This is a genomic window from Paenibacillus riograndensis SBR5 (assembly GCF_000981585.1).
Taxonomy (GTDB): Bacteria; Bacillota; Bacilli; order Paenibacillales; family Paenibacillaceae; genus Paenibacillus_AQ; species Paenibacillus_AQ riograndensis.
On the sequence record NZ_LN831776.1, the window covers coordinates 4115538 to 4133506 of the forward strand.

A 17969-nucleotide genomic window follows, 5' to 3' on the forward strand; every position below is an offset into this window, starting at 1 on the left:
TTGGGGAGGTTTGTTATGAATCGAATTGAAAAGAGCAAAGAAACGTATAAACGTCTATTTGGCGACGGAGTACCCACAGCCTATGCCACCGATCCTGACCTTCAGGAAATCCTGAGCCGCTTCATATTTGGGGAAGTTTTCGATCAAGGCAAGCTGGACGATAAACAGCGCGAGTTAATCACCCTGGTAGTGCTTGCTGCTAACCAAACCTTGCCTCAGCTCAAAGCACATGCCAACGCCGCGCTGAACGTTGGACTTACGCCAGTGGAAATTAAAGAAGCTATTTACCAGTGCGCGCCATACCTTGGATTCCCCAAAACGCTAAACGCGGCAAACAAGGTCAATGAGGTTTTTAAAGCAAGAAATATCGAATTACCGCTGGAAAGCCAGACGCAAGTTACGGATGATACTCGTCTTGAAAAGGGACTTGCTGTTCAGACTGAGATTTTTGGCGATAACGTCGCCAAAATGCACGGCAGTGCTCCAGATAACCAAAAACACATTCAGGACTATCTTTCTGCTTTCTGTTTTGGTGACTTCTATACCCGCAACGGCCTTGATTTACAAACACGGGAATTGCTGACACTGTGCATCATAAGTGCGCTCGGTGGCGCGGAAGGGCAAGTAAAGGCCCATGTGCAGGGCAACAAAAATGTGGGCAACGATAAGGAAACCTTGATTGCTGCCATTACTCACTGTTTGCCCTATATGGGCTTTCCTAGAACGCTGAACGCCATAGCTAACATCAATGAAGTGATTCCGGAATCATAACCAAACCAGGAAACGGCAGATGTAAGTTTGCCGCTTCTGGTCGCCGCAAGACGCTTTCATTTATATTCATTGCAGGGGGATAAGAACTATGATAGCTGCTAACGCACGCGCCGTATTCGGCCCGGAAGGGCCATTTAAATTGACCACGATAGAGCGCAGGGATCTTAAACCGCATGATGTCCTTATTGAAATCAAGTACGCGGGCATTTGCCACTCGGACATTCATACGGCTCGCGGTGAATGGGGGCCAATCCAATATCCGCTCGTTCCGGGGCATGAGATCGCGGGCGTAGTCACCCAGGTTGGATCGGAAGTCACCAAATATGAAGTTGGGGGTCGAGTAGGAGTTGGCTGCATGGTTGATTCCTGCGGGGAATGCGAGAGCTGCCGAAAGGGAGAGGAGCAGTATTGCCTTAATGGGCATACGGGGACCTACGCCGCCATCGATAGGTATGGGCAATATACGCAGGGCGGTTATTCCACTCACATCGTCGTAACGGAAGACTTCGTCGTCCGGATTCCTGACGGCATTGAGCTTGACGTTGCCGCACCGCTCTTGTGTGCCGGTATTACGACGTACTCGCCGCTGCGCCATTGGGGAGCGGCGCCCGGCAAGAAGATAGCTGTTGTTGGACTTGGCGGGCTTGGACATATGGCCGTAAAGCTCGCTCATGCTATGGGGGCAGAAGTAACGGTTTTATCTCAGACCTTGAAAAAGAAAGAGGACGGTTTAAAGCTTGGCGCGGACCATTATTATGCCACCAGTGATCCAGAAACTTTTAAGAAGCTGACGGGCAAGTTCGACCTCATTGTGAATACGGTAAGTGCGAAAATTGATCTGGATGCCTACCTTTCGCTGTTGGCAGTGAACGGTACATTGGTCAACGTCGGTGCGCCGCCGGAGGCATTGCCTATACAAGTATTTTCTCTTATCGGCCATCGTCGGTCATTTGCCGGATCGGCCATCGGAGGCATTCGTGAAACGCAGGAAATGCTGGACTTCTGTGCCAAGCACCATATTACTCCCGAGATCGAGGTTATTTCCGCCAACCAAATTGATCAAGCGTGGGAACGCGTGCTGGCGTCGGATGTCCGCTATCGTTTTGTAATCGACATTAGCACGATGGAGAATGAATGACGATTCCTCCGGGAAAACAGGAAGGCACGCCTAAACGGTGTGCCTCTTTCGTTGGAGCCGGCCGCTAGTTAGTTTTCTAAAACAAGGAGTTATGAGATGAAGGCAAAAACCAACAATCATTCTCTTCTATTTGCCCTGATGTTATCCGCTTTTTCTGCATTGGGGCCGTTCACTGTAGATATGTACCTTTCATCGCTTCCACAATTGATGAGTTATTTTGGCACGAATACATCCATGATCCAGGCAAGCTTAACGGCCAGCTTATTAGGGCTCGGGTTAGGGCAGCTTGTCACCGGCCCCATAAGCGACGTTCATGGCAGACGAAAACCATTGTTGATTTCCATGATTCTGTATTTGCTGACCTCCCTGGCTTGTGCTTTTTCGCCGAATATTGGACTTTTTATCGCTTTGCGCTTCATCCAGGGCTTTGTCGCTTCCGCGGGGCTTGTCATTTCCCGTGCGATTGTTCGTGATCGGTATAACGGCATAGAAATGACCAAATTCATGTCCCTTTTGACAATGATCAGCAATATCGCTCCGTTGATTTCCCCAACTGCCGGCAGTACGGTGACAACATTCACATCCTGGATCGGCGTGTTTATCTTTTTGGGATTTCTGGGACTTTTCCTGACGGGTGTGACGGTATGGGGAATTAAAGAAAGCTTGCCTGCAGAAAGGCGTATCTCAAGCAACTTTAGGGAGGTGTTAAGAAATTATGACTCCTTGCTTCGGGATCGTAGTTTTATGGGCTATGCGCTTGTGAATGGCATTTTATTCTCCGGTGTGTTTGCCTATGTCGCCGGCACTCCGTTTATTTATCAAAATATGTACGGCATCTCGCCTCAACTGTTTTCCATTTTGTTTGCCTTGAACGGACTCGGGATCATATTAGGCTCGCAGTTCGTCAAACGGTTGGCTGGACGGATGGATGAGCGCCGTATTTTTCAGATCGGATTGCAGTTAGCGTTTATCACTACTGCTGCCATCCTGATGATTGTTTTAGCTCACGGGCCATTCTTTGCTTTGTTTATTTCCGTCTTTTTATTCGCAGCCTCTATCGGTATTATTGGTCCAGTATCTTTTACGCTGGCTATGGAATCCCAAGGGCATATCGCCGGAAGCGCTGCAGCTATATTGGGCACGTTGCAATTTGCCTTGGGAGCTGTAACTTCCCCACTAGTAGGACTCGGTGGGGATAATTCCGCAATACCTTTCGGAATTACAATTTTTATGACTAGTATATTGGCTGTTATCGCGTTCGTGTTCCTGGTTAAAAAGCCGACATTAGCTTCGCTTTAGTGGAGGATAAAGATGAAAAAATTATGCGCCATACCTGGGGTTCCCGAAAACTCTGAATGCGATCGCCGAAGCTAATGAGGTTTTAAAACGAGGGACATTGCATTGCCATTGAGAGCCAACAAGGCTCCGGCCAATCAACTCCATATCCAGGACTATCTTTCGTCCTTTTACTTTGGAGACTTCTATACGTGCGGCGGTCTCGAGTTGAAAACCCGGGAGCTGCTCACGCTCTGCATTATTAGCGCGCTGGGTGGTGCGGAAGGCCAAGTCAAGGCGCATGTTCTCGGGAATTACAATGTCGGCAACGATAAAGAAACACTGATCGCCGCCATCACACACTGCCTGCCCTACATGGGCTTTCCTCGTACGCTGAATGCGCTGTCCGTCAGGAGAAAGCAGGGTCAAATGCTGGGAACTAACAAGGCAAGCACGCAGGGGGGACCAGGTTGAAAATAAATCCTCAAACGTTAAGACTTCGGATTAACGACAAGCAAATCGTGGTCAGTCTGTGCGATTATCCGATAAGCAAGGACTTTCTTTCCCTGCTTCCGTTGACTGCTTCGTTCGAAGACTACGTCGGGAAGGAAAAAATCAGCTATCTACCACGAAAGCTGAATATCGATGCGGCACCCTCTGATTGCGGTCCTGTTGTCGGTGACGTGGCCTACTAAGCGCCGTGGGGGAACCTTGGCCCTCTTTTACAAAGGTACGGCTGCTGGGGGGAATGGACTTTTTATATTGGGCGAGATTGAATCTGGTAAGGAACATTTGGCCATGATGCAAGGAGACTTTACCATCGTGATGGAGAAGCAGGAATGAACCAACCTTACATTAGGAGGCAACACCATGTTCAACGAGACGTTCGTATTATCTAACGGTGTGGAAATTCCGAAATTGGGCCTTGGCACCTGGCTGCTTGACGATTAACAGGCCGCACAGGCCGTGCGAGATGCGGTATCGATCGGCTATCGCCATATTGATACGGCTCAGGCTTATGGAAATGAGGCAGGTGTCGGCGAAGCCATCCGAATCTGTGGTATCGCCAGGGAAGAGCTTTTCATCACGACAAAGGTCGCGGCAGAATTGAAGAAGTTCGACGCCGTTACGCAGTCCATTGATGAGTCTTTAGCAAAACTGGGGCTGGAGTATATCGATCTGCTGATCATCCACAGCCCGCAGCCTTGGAAGGAGTTCCGTGGGGAGAACCGTTACTTCGAGGAAAACAAAGAAGTATGGAAAGCCATGGAGGCCGCTTATAAGGCAGGAAAAGTAAAAGCAATCGGTCTTTCCAACTTTCTTGAGGATGACGTGGAGGATATTCTTTCAAGCTGTGAGGTCAAGCCGATGGTCAATCAGATCCTGGCCCATGTGAGCAACACGCCGATGCCACTCATTGAATTCTGCCGGAAGCATGACATCCTAGTGGAGGCCTATTCACCGATTGTACACGGTGCCATCCTTGATCATGCAGAGGTGAAGGCAATCGCGGATCAGTATGGCGTATCGGTTGCTCAGCTCTGCTTGCGATAGGGGATCCAGCTGGGGCTTGTCGTACTTTCGAAGACGGCAAATCCCGATCACATGAGAACGAATGCAACGCTTGATTTTATGATCAGCGATGCCGACATGGAGACGCTATTAAATACAGCGCACATACAGGACTATGGTGAGCACAGCTTCTTCCCGGTGTTTGGCGGGAAATTGACGTAAATAGGAGGAGAACCCAAAGTGGCAAAACATGATGAAGTTAAAAACGGCATCATTTTCCCAGTGGGGGAGAAGAATGAAGCCTTTGCGCAGTATTTTGTGGGACAAAGTTATTTGAGTACGCTGGTTGCCGATCCAAACGTTAATGTTGGGGTCGGGAACGTGACCTTTGAACCGGGCTGCCGGAACAACTGGCATATCCATCGAAACGGGTTTCAGCTTCTAATGGTAACGGGCGGCGAAGGCTGGTACCAAGAAGAAGGTAAGCCTGCTCAGTTCTTAAAGGCCGGCGATGTTGTTGTTACGCAAGATGGGGTAAAGCACTGGCACGGTGCCTCAAAAGACAGCTGGTTTGAGCATATTGCTATTACGGCGGGAAGGCCAGAATGGCTGGAGCCTGTGTCCGACGATGAATATAACAAACTTTGAGTGATAAAAGCGCAAGCCAATAGTAACGGCAGCCATCAGGCTGCCATTACTATTGGCTTGGATTGATTTGATGATAAAGATCCATAGGATGGCTTTGCATACTCCAATCATTATTTTTGCATATTTATTGAGTGGGGACGAGAACTAATTCAAGCAAGTTCATGTCGCAGTGTTAATTCAAGTAAGTTCTTGTCGCGTATTCAAGTATGTTTATGTCGCTACACAGCGGCCGGCTTAAGAGGAGTCAAACCATAAACAAATAATTTCAATCTATGGAAAGTCGCACTGGACCTGGAAAACCCAGTGAGCTTTTTGTTTTGTTAAGGAACTCATGAGAAATAGGTATAAAATGTAGGTAAATTCTTGTCATTTATGTAGGAACATTTTTGTCAACTGTCGGTGGACAAGAACATAGTCCCATAAGAGCCCGCGCCCAGCGCGGGTTTTCTGTTTTATGGGACCAAGTTCTTGTCCTTTTCTCAGGACAAGAACTTGGTCCCATTGCCGATAATGGACAAGAACATGTTACTATTGCCGATTTGATGAACATCTAAGAACTTGTTTAACTAAAACTATTCCAGTTGTATTAATTTTTTTAAATCCCACAAAGTCTAACATGGATTTTCTCTGGTGAGCTCAACGAACTTACTTGCTGCAGATGTTAATGGCATATTCCGCATAGTCATAACACCTACTTGAACCGGGTGAATCTCAATATTCAGGGGAACCTCAAATAGTGATCCCTCCTCTAGCTCCTTTGAAACAAACTCCCGGGTTACATAGGAGATACCATCACAAGCTAGTGATCCGTGTGTTACAAAACACTATATTAAATCTGCTTGTACTCACATGTTTACGGAAGTTGCCTGTGGCTACGGAAGCACGGGGAGGCAATTAGATCAAAACGGAAGCGGAATCAAGCTGAGGTAGTTCAGCCTATTATCATTGATTATTATTTTTATAGTTTCTGTTAAAATCAACATTAACCAACTCATTGCATCTACTAAACCTACGTTAGCTTTTTACAAGCTGAAAGTTGATGCAGACTTCAAAATATTCACATCTACGGAAGAAGAAATACCAACAATCAAAATTAAAAGACTATACATAAGTCGAATTATCTTCCGTTTTCATGATAAACAACTTCATAATTATTTCAATTTTCCAGGCCCCAATGTGAAGTTGAAATTTGATACTTTCGTCTCAATTTGATGATACAATTGTCTATTACAAAACAAAAGAAGGCTTTATTTAGAGGGATATTTTTTTGATATGAGACACTAGATTTACTTTGGAAATAACGTACATGCTAAAAGGATCGTATACTTACCTGCCTTAACTTTCATGAATTAACGGACAGATCTTATTACTTAAAATCATTATCTATTAATTGTAGAGATACGTAAAGCTGTTAAGCGGTAATTATAGTGGTAATCTGGTAATTTTAATACAGTATCTTCTGTAACCTCTTTTATAGATCATAATTGATTAAGTTCGCAACTAACAAGGGAATAGGAGAATAAAAATGAGAACAATCTTGATAACTGGCGGGACAGACGGAATAGGAAAAGGGATAGCGTTACTTTTTATCAAGAAGGGTGATCGTATAATTGCTATTGGTAGCTCAGCAGATAAAGGTAAACGTTTTTTAGATGAGTCTAAGAAATTAGGCGCTGAAGAAAGAGCTATATTTTTACAAGCAGATCTAAGTTGTGTAAGAGAAAACCATAGGATAATTGATATAGTTAAAAATAATTTTCAATCTCTTGATATGTTAATTTTCTCAGCAACCAGTCACAAAATATATAAAGAATATACGACAACAACAGAGGGTTTGGAGATCAACTTTGGACTGTCTTATCTCAGCAGATTTATTCTTGGATTCGGCTTAAAAGAACGCTTGGAAAACTCAGAAAATCCCATTATTGCAAACATTTGCGCACCTGGTATGAAAGGGAGAATTGATTTAAATGACATCCAAAATAAAAATAACTACAAGGGTTCAAAAGCTCGTTATCATAATAGTCGGTTGAATGATCTGCTTGGTGTTGCCTATACAGAAGCTGATACGATCAAAAAAATTAAATACATTCTTTTCAACCCATGGGCAGTACGAACCACAGGTATCATAGATGCAGTAGAAAACCCAGTGTATAAAATATTTACTAAGGTTATTTTTAAATTGGTTGGTAAGCCTATAAATCAGGCCATCCTCCCACTTATTGAACTATTGGAGAATCCTTCAAAGGATAATTTGACAGCGTATATTAAACGAAAAGAAGTGAATCTTGCGAGAGAGACTTTTGATAAAGGTAATGCTGATCAACTTTATAAGCAAACTATTAATTTGTTGAAGACAGTCCTATAGAAATGAGATCAACCAGCGTTAAGCTCAAAGTTGAATAAAGCCTAAAAAGTTTCATTTGAAAATAAAATTACAGTTATTTATTTTCCTTTTAATCAAATAAGTTCTTTACCTTTTCCATTACAAAGAAAGATAAATTACACTTAATGAGGTGTGAAAGTGCAAAATAATAAAATCAAAATACTTGGAGATTTTATAAAATCGCGGCGTGAACGAATTAAACCGGATCACATCGAAATTGCTAGTCGTTATGGTAAAAGAAGAACACCTGGATTGCGCAGAGAAGAGGTTGCTCAGCTTGCAGGTGTAAGTATCACTTACTATACCTGGTTGGAGCAAGGAAGAGTTGGTACAGTGTCAAGGGAAGTCCTTGAAAGTGTCGCCCGAGCTTTGCAATTAACTTCGGATGAGCAGTCTCATTTACTTAGATTGGCAGACTATGGAGAAGAAAGTAATGCGAGCGCAAGTACTGGAGAAACTCATCCCGAACTTCAAACCATAATTGATCAAGTTAACTACCCTGCTTTTATAGCAAATAATCGAACAGAGGTGCTGGCCTATAATCGGATGGCAACTGAAATTATTACCGATTTCAATGCTATTACCCCAAATGAACGCATACTGACTCGACTAACATTCACAGAGCCAAGTTTACGAGAACAGTTAGTTAACTGGAATGAACTAGCTAATTATACGATAGGGGCGTTTCGGATATATTATGATCAAAAACCTGGTGATCCTTGGTTTGAATCCTTCGTTCAGCAAATGTGCATGGAGTCTGTGGATTTTAAGAAACTCTGGCGAATGCACAATATTCAGCAAAAGAAAGCCATCCTCTATACGTTTGATCATTGTGTAGTTGGAAGAATGTTTTTTCAATTAAACACTTTTTCAAAAATTAACGGAGATGAAGACCTTCACTGTTGCATATTTATTCCGATTGAAAATAGCGGTACCGCAGAAAAATTAGTGGACTTGCAACAAGTATCCTATTAGTCAGGTTACCTGTATAACGGTCAACTGGTTACCTCCTTTGATGGGAAATATAATAAGTGTATTACCAGATTAGGAGGTCAATTTAATATGAAAGCTATTGTTATCGATCAACCGGGTGGGCCAGAAAGCTTAAAATGGGTCGAAAAACCGGATTTGCAGCCGGCTCCTGGTATGCTTACTATAGATGTTGCCTATGCCGGAGTTGGGTATTATGAAGTGTTACTGAGCCGTGGCGAATTTATGTCAGTTATGCCATTTCCAATCACTCCTGGCTTAGAGGTATCAGGATATGTACGTGCCATTGGAGAAGGCGTAGAAGGATTTCACATTGGTCAGCCTGTAGCTTCTATGATGCTAAAAGATCATAACGGGTTTGCTACTATGGCGAACGTGCGCCCAGAAATGACGATTCCACTTGACCAATTAGGTGCAGAGATGGATCTTGCGACAGCAGCTGCAGCCATCGTAAATTTAACCACAGCTTACCTGACCCTTACAGAAGTTTATAAAATGAATAAAGGTGACAACGTACTTATTCATGCTGCCGTAGGTGGTTTGGGCAGTTTTCTTGGACAAGTCGCTAAACGTTTAGGAGCAGGTAAAGTGTTAGGCACTGTCGGGAACCTAGAGAAGACCAAGCTAGCTGCCTCCTTTGGATATGACGAATTGTTTATTCGGTCAGAATTTACTGAGCAAGTACTAAAGGCTGCAGGAGAAAAAGGTATTGACGCTGTTTTAGACCCGGTTGGAGGAAACGTGAGACAACAAAGTATAGATTTGCTAAATCCCTTAGGCAAATTAGTTATACTGGGAAATGCCAGCGGAGAAGAAGGTACGCCACTCTCCTTTAACCAACTTTGGTTTTCCAACAAGCAGTTTGCTGGTTTTACAATAGGTCAGTATGCAGAAGATAAACCTGTAGTGACCGGTAAAGCAGCACGAGAAGCACTAGCCATGCTGGCAAGAAAAGAGATTCATGCTGAAATTCACGAAGTGCTCCCTATGGAAAAGGCAGGAGAAGCCCTTGCACTTTTAGAGCAAAAAAACACAGTTGGAAAACTGATTTTGAAAGTATAGGCTCTTATGTTTTGCGTGTATAGTTTTATGAATTATGAAAAAAATTAATCAAGGAAATTTGATCCGAACTTTAACTTAAGTACGGATCAAATTTTTTATAAATGAAATTCCTGACCTCAAGATCTATAATATTTGATAGTAAATTTATAATCTGACTATGAGAGTCTGAAGGAGTACCGCTTTTGAAAACTATCGCAATTATCGGTGCTGGGCCCGGGCTAGGCTTCTCCTTAGCAAAGACGTTTGGAAAACATGGATTTCGTGTAGCTTTGGTATCCCGATCACAGGAGAAGCTCAATCACTATTCAGACCAATTAAATCAAATGGGGATTGAAGCCAGAGGGTTTTCTGCTGATATTACTAACAAAATGCAATTGGCAGCTGCCTTTCAACAAATCAAAAATACATTCGGTACAATTGATGTGGTGGAGTTTAGTCCACATAGCGGAAATGTGCCAATAACTCCTATTCTAGAAACTACTGATGAGAGTGTTTTTCATATATTTAATAATGTAGTCATCGGGGCAATCAATACAGCAAGACAAGTTATTCCTGAAATGGTTGAACGTGGTCATGGAGCCCTCCTGTTCACTACGGATCTGACCGCCATAAGATCAAACCCATTGTTCGGAAACACCGGAATTGCTATGTCGGCGTTACGAAACTACATTCTTAATTTACAGGAACGTTTGTTACCTCTAGGCGTTTTTGTTGGGCATCTTTCTATCAGTCCTCTCATTAAGAAAGGTAGTAGCTTTGAACCAGATGAGGTGGCTGAGGCGTGGTTTAATCTATACGAAAAAAGAGAACAATCAGAAGAGACTTTTCCAAAGGGTATTATGAGTTTATTAAATTAAGTCTGTTCTGCAAAATGAGAGGGTAGCTTTGTCTTGTGATAAATTGCGCCTTTTTAATCGAATGCTTGAAGCGAATGATACGCTAAATCAGTTTTTGTTGTTTATTATGACTCGAGAATATGAGGGATCACTCATTCCCCAATGTTGCTTTCAAATACAACTTTCATGAGAACAGCTCATCGAGCAGCATTGAGTATTTTCATTTGCAAAACAGAGAACCGTCACTAACTAACAAATGCAATTGCCCAAATCAACATGAATCCGTTAAACAAGTTATCCAATCAATGATATCGTATACACCACAAAAAATTGTGATCCTGAACATGAGTAATCCAAGTGACGGACATAAGATCCTCCATAAAATAGTCGAGACATACGTGAAAAAATTGAATATTTGAAGCCGCCGTTAATCTAAAAAGATTGACGGTTTTTTGTGTTTAATTCTAACCGGATAAATTTGAAATGAAAAGGGGAAAAACGGCAATCGGTTTAAGTTCTTGTCCCAGCTGAAAGCAAATATCCAAGACATTAAAAAAACAGTCTAGACCACATGTTATAAAAACGTAAATGGCAATCGGTAAAAGTTCATGTCCCTTAACGTCGGTGGACAAGAATGTGTTCCGCATAGAACCCGCATATAATTGCAAGTTCCTCTTTTTTCGGTCCATATTCTTGTCAAAAGCGGATGACAAGAATATGGACCGATCGTCGAATAGGCCAAGAATGTGTACGGTTAACCGATAATTAATAATTTTTGATTAGAATTATAACCAAAACATTATAAAACTCCATCCTTTCTCGGAATGGAGTTAAGAGAATATAATATCCTTGTACGGAAGTAGTATTCTGGGCTGGCCTATTTTACAGGATATTTACGCGTTGAGTTCTAATATGATGGAGTACGCTAATCAATTTGTTTCCGATAAATTATGGCTGATTAACAGAGCTGGAACCCAAAAATTTTCAAAATTACAGTGAGTACCCTAAACGAGTTTAATCACTCAACTCTATTATGTCTAGTTTCGATGTCATGGCTATGATGACTAAACCTGGGCCAAACCCCTTTGAGGATGAAGTAGGATTTTTGGCGAACAGCCTCTCTTTTGCCACACGCATCGCAGGATGGCTATCCGTTTGAAGAAGAAGCCTATAGGGCACTCATTCTGGAAGAAGTCCAGCGAACCTACGAAGTGTCGGACGACAAATTACTGCGATCGCTGTCTCCGGTGCCCGTCGTCCGCGGTTGGCGAACATAAAAGTACCAGCACCTGTAATTCATGGGGTGGATGATCCCCTGTTCGTCCCGGCGTGTGGCGAGGGTACGGCTTCTGCCATCCAGGGCGTGGAGCTAATGTTGGTTGACGGCATGGGACACGATCTGCCGCACAACTGTGCAATGTAACGGCTGATGGTATAAAGCGAACGGCTCATCGCAATTGACACACGCTTCCTGAATAGTATTCATCCGGAGTCTAGCAAAAATCTTAGATAAAGACGGAAAATATGTAAAAGCCTTTATGCAACAACAAAACAAGGGGCTCAAAGTACAATCTGATTTGCTTCGTGAACAAAGAGAAGCGATGGAGCCTCTAATGGGATATCATTTTAATGGGAATTATTCAACTTGTCTTTCTTCGTGCCATTTGTCTATAAGATTGTTGCAATGCTTATGGGTATCCTCGAAACCTTGAAGGTGCTAACGATTATATGGAGGAAAAGAAGCAAGAGAAGGAGCATAAGCAACTTGGAACAAAAGGAGAGTTCACATGTCATTTATGATAAGCACATAAAACCCATAAGTTCATTCCAATGGTTAAATACCAGAACTATTACATTAACCACTAATCAGTCTTTCATGATACAGTTTAAAAGTGGTGTAATTTTATGAGTAAGTATTTTAAAAACTTTCTTGAATTAACTGAGGTGCTCAATGAATCGAATTTTACTGGTTGAAGATGATGATAATTTGGTGTTCGGTATTGAATATACTTTAACGAGTGAAGGATATACCGTTGTTCTTGCCGATAGCTTAGAACAAGCCAGAAAGGCATTAAAGACGGACGAAGTCGATTTAATCTTGCTGGATATAAATTTACCTGATGGTTCAGGGTATGATCTGTGCAGGGAAATCCGTGCATTATCCCAGGTGCCCATCATTTTCTTGACAGCTTTGGATGAGGAGACAAATGTTGTTGCTGGTCTTGATTTGGGAGCAGATGATTATATGACCAAACCACTGCGTACCAAAGAACTTCTCTCTAGGATGAAAGCCGTATTAAGGCGCAATCATAAGCCCGCGGATGAACCAAATAGATGGATATCCGACGATATTGAAGTTCGAGTTCTAGAAGGAATTGTACTTAAATACAATCAGGAACTTTTATTGACAGGGCTGGAATACCGGTTGCTCTTGATGTTAATGACTCACCCCAAGCAAATTTGCAGCAGAAGTATCATTCTTAACAGTTTGTGGGATATGTCAGGAGAATTCATTGATAACAACACCCTTTCGGTTCACATCAGAAGGTTAAGAGAGAAGATCGAGGATGTTCCTGCTGTACCGAGATATATAATTACCGTTCGAGGAGTCGGATATAAATGGAATGCAGATGTTATAGGAAGATAAACCATGAATGAATTCGTTCGTAATCCAGAGTGGAAGTCTATTACTGTTAAAGCGATTGTATTACAAGTTATGTTAGCGTTACTCATGTTCTTTTTTATGAATTATCAAGTCAGTCAGATCAATAAGGCCGTGGTTAATCAAAATGCTGCATTGATTGGTTATGTTTTGAAGCAAGCTCCCCAGCTAGAAAATGAAATTATCCACTTTATCACTCAGGGTGCACAAGAAGATGAAATCGTAGCAGGAAAACGCAGCCTGGCTCAATATGCATACACGGAAGATATGCTTGTAAACGATCAGCCTATACTCTCGGATAACGCCTTACCCTTCAAAACAGCGGCTCAGGTTTTGCTTTTTAGTATTCCATTTCTGTTGTTATTGGGATGGGAATACCGCAAAATATTTGACAAGATTCGGGCCATAACCTTTGCAGCAGAGCAAGTTGTTGAACATCAGTTTGATCAGCCGCTTCCGGAGAATGATGAAGGTGACTTTGGCACGTTAGGACGAAACTTTAACGCCATGGCCGAAAGGTTACATAACAGTCTTCGGCAACTCCAGCAAGAGAAAACATTTCTACGCAACCTGCTTTCCGATATTTCGCATCAGCTCAAAACGCCGCTGGCAGCTCTCATCGTTTTTAATGAGAATTTGCTGAATGATCCTCATATGAAGGAAGAAATGAGGACGAAATTTCTGGATCGAAGCCGCCTACAACTAGAGCGAATGGAATGGCTGATTATCAGTTTACTGAAGCTGGCACGGGTCGAAGCTGGAGCAATAACGTTCCAGAAAGAACGTGTGAGAGTAAGAGAAATGATCGATCATGCTGTACATTCGTTGCGAATGTTATCCGAGCAAAGGAAGCAGCAAATTCACATTCATGGTGGAGAAGCTATGTATGTTTGGGCGGATGAAGAATGGCTAACAGAAGCCATAATTAATTTGATTAAAAATGCACTGGAGCACACGCCGCTAGAGGGCGCAATCGACGTTATTTTAGAAGAAAATTCGGTATTCCAGACTGTAATCATTCGAGATCGGGGAGAAGGCATTTCCTCAGAAGATTTGCCTCACATTTTTGAACGATTTTATAGCGGGAGAAGTACGGAAAAGCCGCAAAGTCTTGGTATCGGCTTGTCCTTATCTAAGTCCATTATTGAAGAGCAAGGCGGTATGATCACCGTTGTAAGTCAGTTAGGGATAGGAACAGAATTTAGGATTTCGTTTAATAAAGGGGAAAGAAGAGGAAGCTTACAATAACGTAAGCTTCCTCTTCACTTTGTTGTAAGCTTCGATCTTTATAATAACAAACATACAAAGTAAAACATTAGCTCAGGAGGTAAACAAGTGGAAATACTAAAAACTGATAATTTATGCAAAAACTATGGAAACGCAGAGGCAAAGGTTGAAGCTTTAAAAAATGTAAATTTCTCCGTCCAGCAGGGAGAATTTGTTGCTATCGTAGGAGCCAGTGGATCAGGAAAAAGCACCTTAATGCATCTTCTAGGTGGAGTGGACCGCCCGTCTAGTGGACGAGTCATCATCGATGGTATGGATATATATTCCAGAAGTGAAGAGGAGCTCGCTGTATTCCGGAGAAGGAAGATAGGATTTATTTTTCAGTCATATAACCTGATCCCAGTCCTATCTACAGAGGAAAACATCAAATTACCCATGCTATTGGAGAACAAAAGGGGAGAGGATAAGTATGTCCTGGAATTAATGGGGTTATTAGGTCTGACCGAGCGAAGACAACATCTTCCATCCGAATTGTCAGGCGGACAACAGCAAAGAACGGCGATTGGCCGTGCGTTAATTAATAAACCGTCGATTATTCTGGCGGATGAACCTACCGGAAATCTGGACAGTAAAAACAGTAAGGAAATTATGGATTTACTTACGTTTTCCGTTAAAAAATATAATCAGACGTTGATTATGATCACGCACGATATGAATATTGCTAAAGTTGCAGATCGGGTCGTAAGAATCGAAGACGGAGTCCTTCTACAGCCAAATGAGGTGAGTCAGTTTTGAAAAGCTACACAGATCTTACTGGAAAATATATAAAGGGACAGAAAAAAAGATCGCTGCTTACGATCTTCGGCATAATCCTGTCCGTTACGCTGCTTACGTCCATTGGTACAATCGGGATGAGCTATTGGGATAAATCGGTCAGGCAGACCCTGCGGGACTTCGGAGATTACCACGTCTCTCTCAATGGTATTTCAGGAGAAGCGGTTCCGAAAGTCAAAAACAATGCAACCGTAAAAAGTGCCGGCGTCATCAGTAGAGAAGGCTATGCTGTCATTAAGGAGGCAAATGAGAAGGAAAAGAAGGAAGATCCGTTTGCCGCACCCTACCGCTACTTGAATGTCAAGGAATATGATGCGAGTGCAATGAACATGCTTCAGTCACAGTTAGACTCGGGCAGGTACCCGGAAAATCCGAATGAAATTATCCTTCCCTCATCCAGTTTGAGTTATTTTTCTGAAAAACCAAAGCTTGGCGAAACGATAACGCTGAACCTTGGAATCCGGAAGGTGGCGTCAACAGGTGAAAACAAAAAGATTTACGGACTTGGCGATTATGGTTGGGATCTTGACGAGACTTTCCAGGCTCAATCCCAAAAAGAATATACTGTTGTAGGCTTTATGAAGCCGTCAAGCACAGGGGGCTGGTCTTCCAGATACATCTTTCCTGCAATTACTTTCAACGATAACAAAAGTATCGATAACAACAAAAATTACTTTATTTACGTCAAAATGAAATCATTGAATAACATCAAAAAGAAGACGGAAGATTTGATGTCCTCTTTACAGCTGAGTAATGTCGAACAAGGTTCCGCTATGCAACTGGATAGGGAGAGCTATATTGAAAATGTAAGAATTGAGTACAATAATGAATTGCTTAAATTGTATGGCAAAAGCACTTATGAAGGTGTAAATAACAGCTTGACCCTAGCATTCACTGCTGTCATTACGATTATAATGATTTGTACGATTGCCATGATTTATAATATTTTTCATATATCTGTACTGGAGCGGATTTCACAATTCGGCATGTTAAGATGCATTGGAGCTACACCAGCCCAAATTCGCAAAATTGTACTGCAAGAAGCGGCCCTACTGAGTTTGATCGGAATCCCCATCGGGATTCTTACGGGAACCCTTTTTATGAAGGTATTGTTTTACAATATCAGCTTGTTAACGTTAGGTTTCTTAAATGATATGAGAATGGTCATTTCTGCACCGGTTCTAATCACTGCCGGTTTATTGGGCTTGCTGAGCGTATTCCTTTCCGCTATTGGACCAGCTAAACAAGCAGCTCGCGTATCGCCTCTCGAAGCCCTGAAAAATGTGGGAAGCACGAAGGTTGAAAGAATCACAAAGATCAAAAAGTCTCTGCTCGTTAAAACGCTATTTGGCATCGTAGGGCAATTTGCAAGCAGAAATTTACATCGGAACAAGAAACGTTTCCGGATTACAGCCTTTTCCATGATTATTAGTATTATTTTATTTATTGTCTTTAGTGGTTTGGTTGGTTTTATTCAGCAAACAACACCAATCTCAGGTATGCAGTATTCTTATTCGCTTTCCTACAATGGTCCTTCAGGACGAATAGATGATACTGTGTATAAGCATATTGCCAAGCTAAATGCTGTGGAGCAAGCCTATAAATTTTACAATAATCAAGTGATGGCCATTATCCCTAAAGATAAGATCAATCCCAAATATTACGAATTAAACAAAAACAGGTATGTCGTTTCTGAAGGGGAGGGGTACCGAACTGATAATAACTATCTTACGTCTTACGGGGACAATGGCTTGGATGCTCTGAAATCCAAACTCATCACTGGTAAGATCGACAAAGAGAAAATGAACCAAGAGAACGGCGTTATCGTTCAACAAAAAATAAGTATGACCACGGATAAAGGCAAACAGCTAATTCTCGATCAAACTCATTTTAAAGTTGGAGATCACATCAAAATTCGAACATTTGACAGAGGTCAAAAAGGATACCAAACCGTGACAGTGGTAGGAATCGTCGATCAGGATTTGTTGTCGAAAGAATATACCAGTAGTCATGTTGTTTCATTCATTACAACGCCGAAAGTATACTCTAATATTATGGGTAGCGATATTTATTCTAGAATATTTATCCTTGCTAATCCCGACATATCGAACCATATGATAACAGACTATTTGAAATCATTACCTGAGAAAGACGCCGGATTTAATTACACTGATAAAGTGGAAGAGCTAGCCAAGGCTAAAAATGATGCAAAGACTTTTAGTATCTTCTTTTACGGTTTTATCGGTGTCATTGTTCTAATTGCTTTTTTGAACATTATCAATACAGTAAGTACGAATTTAATTCTTCGTACGAATGAATTTGCAACCCTCAAGGCCATCGGCATGACCCAGAAGGAAGTGAGGAAAATGATTATTTTAGAAGGCGTATTTTATGGATTGTTTTCCGCTGTAATTGGAATTATTCTAGGAACTGCGCTGGATTACGGTATACATCTTCTCTTCATGGGTGCTTTGGATGCAGATTGGGTATTCCCGTGGTACAGTATCGGCATCGCTTTCGCGGGTTCGATGATCACAACGATCCTCGCAACGATTGGGCCAATGTACAGGCTAAATAAAGTTAGTATTGTAGATGCTCTCCGGAGTGTGAATTAATGGGTGGGTTTAA

The 17969-nt window shown here is 42.2% G+C and carries 15 protein-coding genes and 2 pseudogenes; 16 read left to right on the forward strand and 1 reads right to left on the reverse strand.

Features of this window, described 5'->3' with window-relative positions; translation table 11 throughout:
- Nucleotides 1-15: 15 nt before the first annotated feature.
- The 8 genes and pseudogenes from PRIO_RS17250 to PRIO_RS17280 all read left to right on the forward strand — a co-directional run bounded on the left by PRIO_RS17250 (nt 16) and on the right by PRIO_RS17280 (nt 5344).
- The gene (locus PRIO_RS17250; RefSeq protein WP_020430427.1) at nt 16-771 is read left to right on the forward strand and encodes a carboxymuconolactone decarboxylase family protein; all 756 of its coding nucleotides are present in this window, start codon (nt 16-18) and stop codon (nt 769-771) included.
- A gap of 88 nt (nt 772-859) precedes the next feature.
- Nucleotides 860-1909: an NAD(P)-dependent alcohol dehydrogenase gene (locus PRIO_RS17255; RefSeq protein ID WP_020430429.1), complete on the forward strand. Its 1050-nt coding sequence runs from the start codon at nt 860-862 to the stop codon at nt 1907-1909.
- 96 nt (nt 1910-2005) lie between these two features.
- Nucleotides 2006-3208, forward strand: a complete 1203-nt coding sequence (locus tag PRIO_RS17260; protein WP_020430431.1) for a multidrug effflux MFS transporter — start codon at nt 2006-2008, stop codon at nt 3206-3208.
- A gap of 108 nt (nt 3209-3316) precedes the next feature.
- Nucleotides 3317-3658: a carboxymuconolactone decarboxylase family protein gene (locus PRIO_RS17265; RefSeq protein ID WP_020430432.1), complete on the forward strand. Its 342-nt coding sequence runs from the start codon at nt 3317-3319 to the stop codon at nt 3656-3658.
- The gene (locus PRIO_RS36410; protein WP_020430434.1) at nt 3655-3879 is read left to right on the forward strand and encodes a cyclophilin-like fold protein; all 225 of its coding nucleotides are present in this window, start codon (nt 3655-3657) and stop codon (nt 3877-3879) included. The genes PRIO_RS17265 and PRIO_RS36410 overlap by 4 nt, the downstream gene beginning before the upstream one ends.
- Before the next feature lie 268 nt (nt 3880-4147).
- Nucleotides 4148-4738: pseudogene (locus PRIO_RS17275) on the forward strand (aldo/keto reductase); the annotation flags it as partial.
- Nucleotides 4739-4789: 51 nt separating this feature from the next.
- The gene (locus PRIO_RS37215; RefSeq protein WP_269451252.1) at nt 4790-4918 is read left to right on the forward strand and encodes a hypothetical protein; all 129 of its coding nucleotides are present in this window, start codon (nt 4790-4792) and stop codon (nt 4916-4918) included.
- 18 nt (nt 4919-4936) lie between these two features.
- On the forward strand, nt 4937-5344 hold the full coding sequence (locus tag PRIO_RS17280; RefSeq protein ID WP_046503741.1) for a cupin domain-containing protein: 408 nt from the start codon (nt 4937-4939) through the stop codon (nt 5342-5344).
- Between the two features lie 611 nt (nt 5345-5955).
- Here PRIO_RS17280 and PRIO_RS37470 read toward each other — a convergent pair.
- Nucleotides 5956-6135 (reverse strand): annotated as a pseudogene (locus tag PRIO_RS37470) (LysR family transcriptional regulator); the annotation flags it as partial.
- A gap of 734 nt (nt 6136-6869) precedes the next feature.
- On the opposite strand from PRIO_RS37470, the gene PRIO_RS17290 reads away from it, so the two are divergent.
- The 8 genes from PRIO_RS17290 (at nt 6870) to PRIO_RS17325 (ending at nt 17956) form a co-directional block, all read left to right on the forward strand.
- Nucleotides 6870-7712, forward strand: coding sequence for an SDR family NAD(P)-dependent oxidoreductase (locus PRIO_RS17290; RefSeq protein WP_046503747.1), 843 nt, complete (start codon nt 6870-6872; stop codon nt 7710-7712).
- A 156-nt stretch (nt 7713-7868) separates the two neighbouring features.
- Nucleotides 7869-8705 (forward strand): helix-turn-helix transcriptional regulator, encoded by an 837-nt coding sequence (locus tag PRIO_RS17295; protein WP_046503751.1) that lies wholly within the window; start codon nt 7869-7871, stop codon nt 8703-8705.
- 87 nt (nt 8706-8792) lie between these two features.
- On the forward strand, nt 8793-9782 hold the full coding sequence (locus tag PRIO_RS17300) for a quinone oxidoreductase family protein (protein WP_046503755.1): 990 nt from the start codon (nt 8793-8795) through the stop codon (nt 9780-9782).
- 182 nt (nt 9783-9964) lie between these two features.
- The gene (locus PRIO_RS17305) at nt 9965-10639 is read left to right on the forward strand and encodes an SDR family NAD(P)-dependent oxidoreductase (protein WP_046503757.1); all 675 of its coding nucleotides are present in this window, start codon (nt 9965-9967) and stop codon (nt 10637-10639) included.
- Between the two features lie 1930 nt (nt 10640-12569).
- Nucleotides 12570-13265 carry a response regulator transcription factor gene (locus PRIO_RS17310; RefSeq protein ID WP_046503760.1) on the forward strand — a complete coding sequence of 232 codons (696 nt, stop codon included), beginning with the start codon at nt 12570-12572 and terminating at the stop codon, nt 13263-13265.
- A gap of 3 nt (nt 13266-13268) precedes the next feature.
- Nucleotides 13269-14528 carry a HAMP domain-containing sensor histidine kinase gene (locus PRIO_RS17315; RefSeq protein WP_046503763.1) on the forward strand — a complete coding sequence of 420 codons (1260 nt, stop codon included), beginning with the start codon at nt 13269-13271 and terminating at the stop codon, nt 14526-14528.
- An 87-nt stretch (nt 14529-14615) separates the two neighbouring features.
- Nucleotides 14616-15302 carry an ABC transporter ATP-binding protein gene (locus PRIO_RS17320; RefSeq protein WP_046503765.1) on the forward strand — a complete coding sequence of 229 codons (687 nt, stop codon included), beginning with the start codon at nt 14616-14618 and terminating at the stop codon, nt 15300-15302.
- Nucleotides 15299-17956 carry an ABC transporter permease gene (locus PRIO_RS17325; RefSeq protein ID WP_046503768.1) on the forward strand — a complete coding sequence of 886 codons (2658 nt, stop codon included), beginning with the start codon at nt 15299-15301 and terminating at the stop codon, nt 17954-17956. The genes PRIO_RS17320 and PRIO_RS17325 overlap by 4 nt, the downstream gene beginning before the upstream one ends.
- Nucleotides 17957-17969 lie beyond the last annotated feature (13 nt).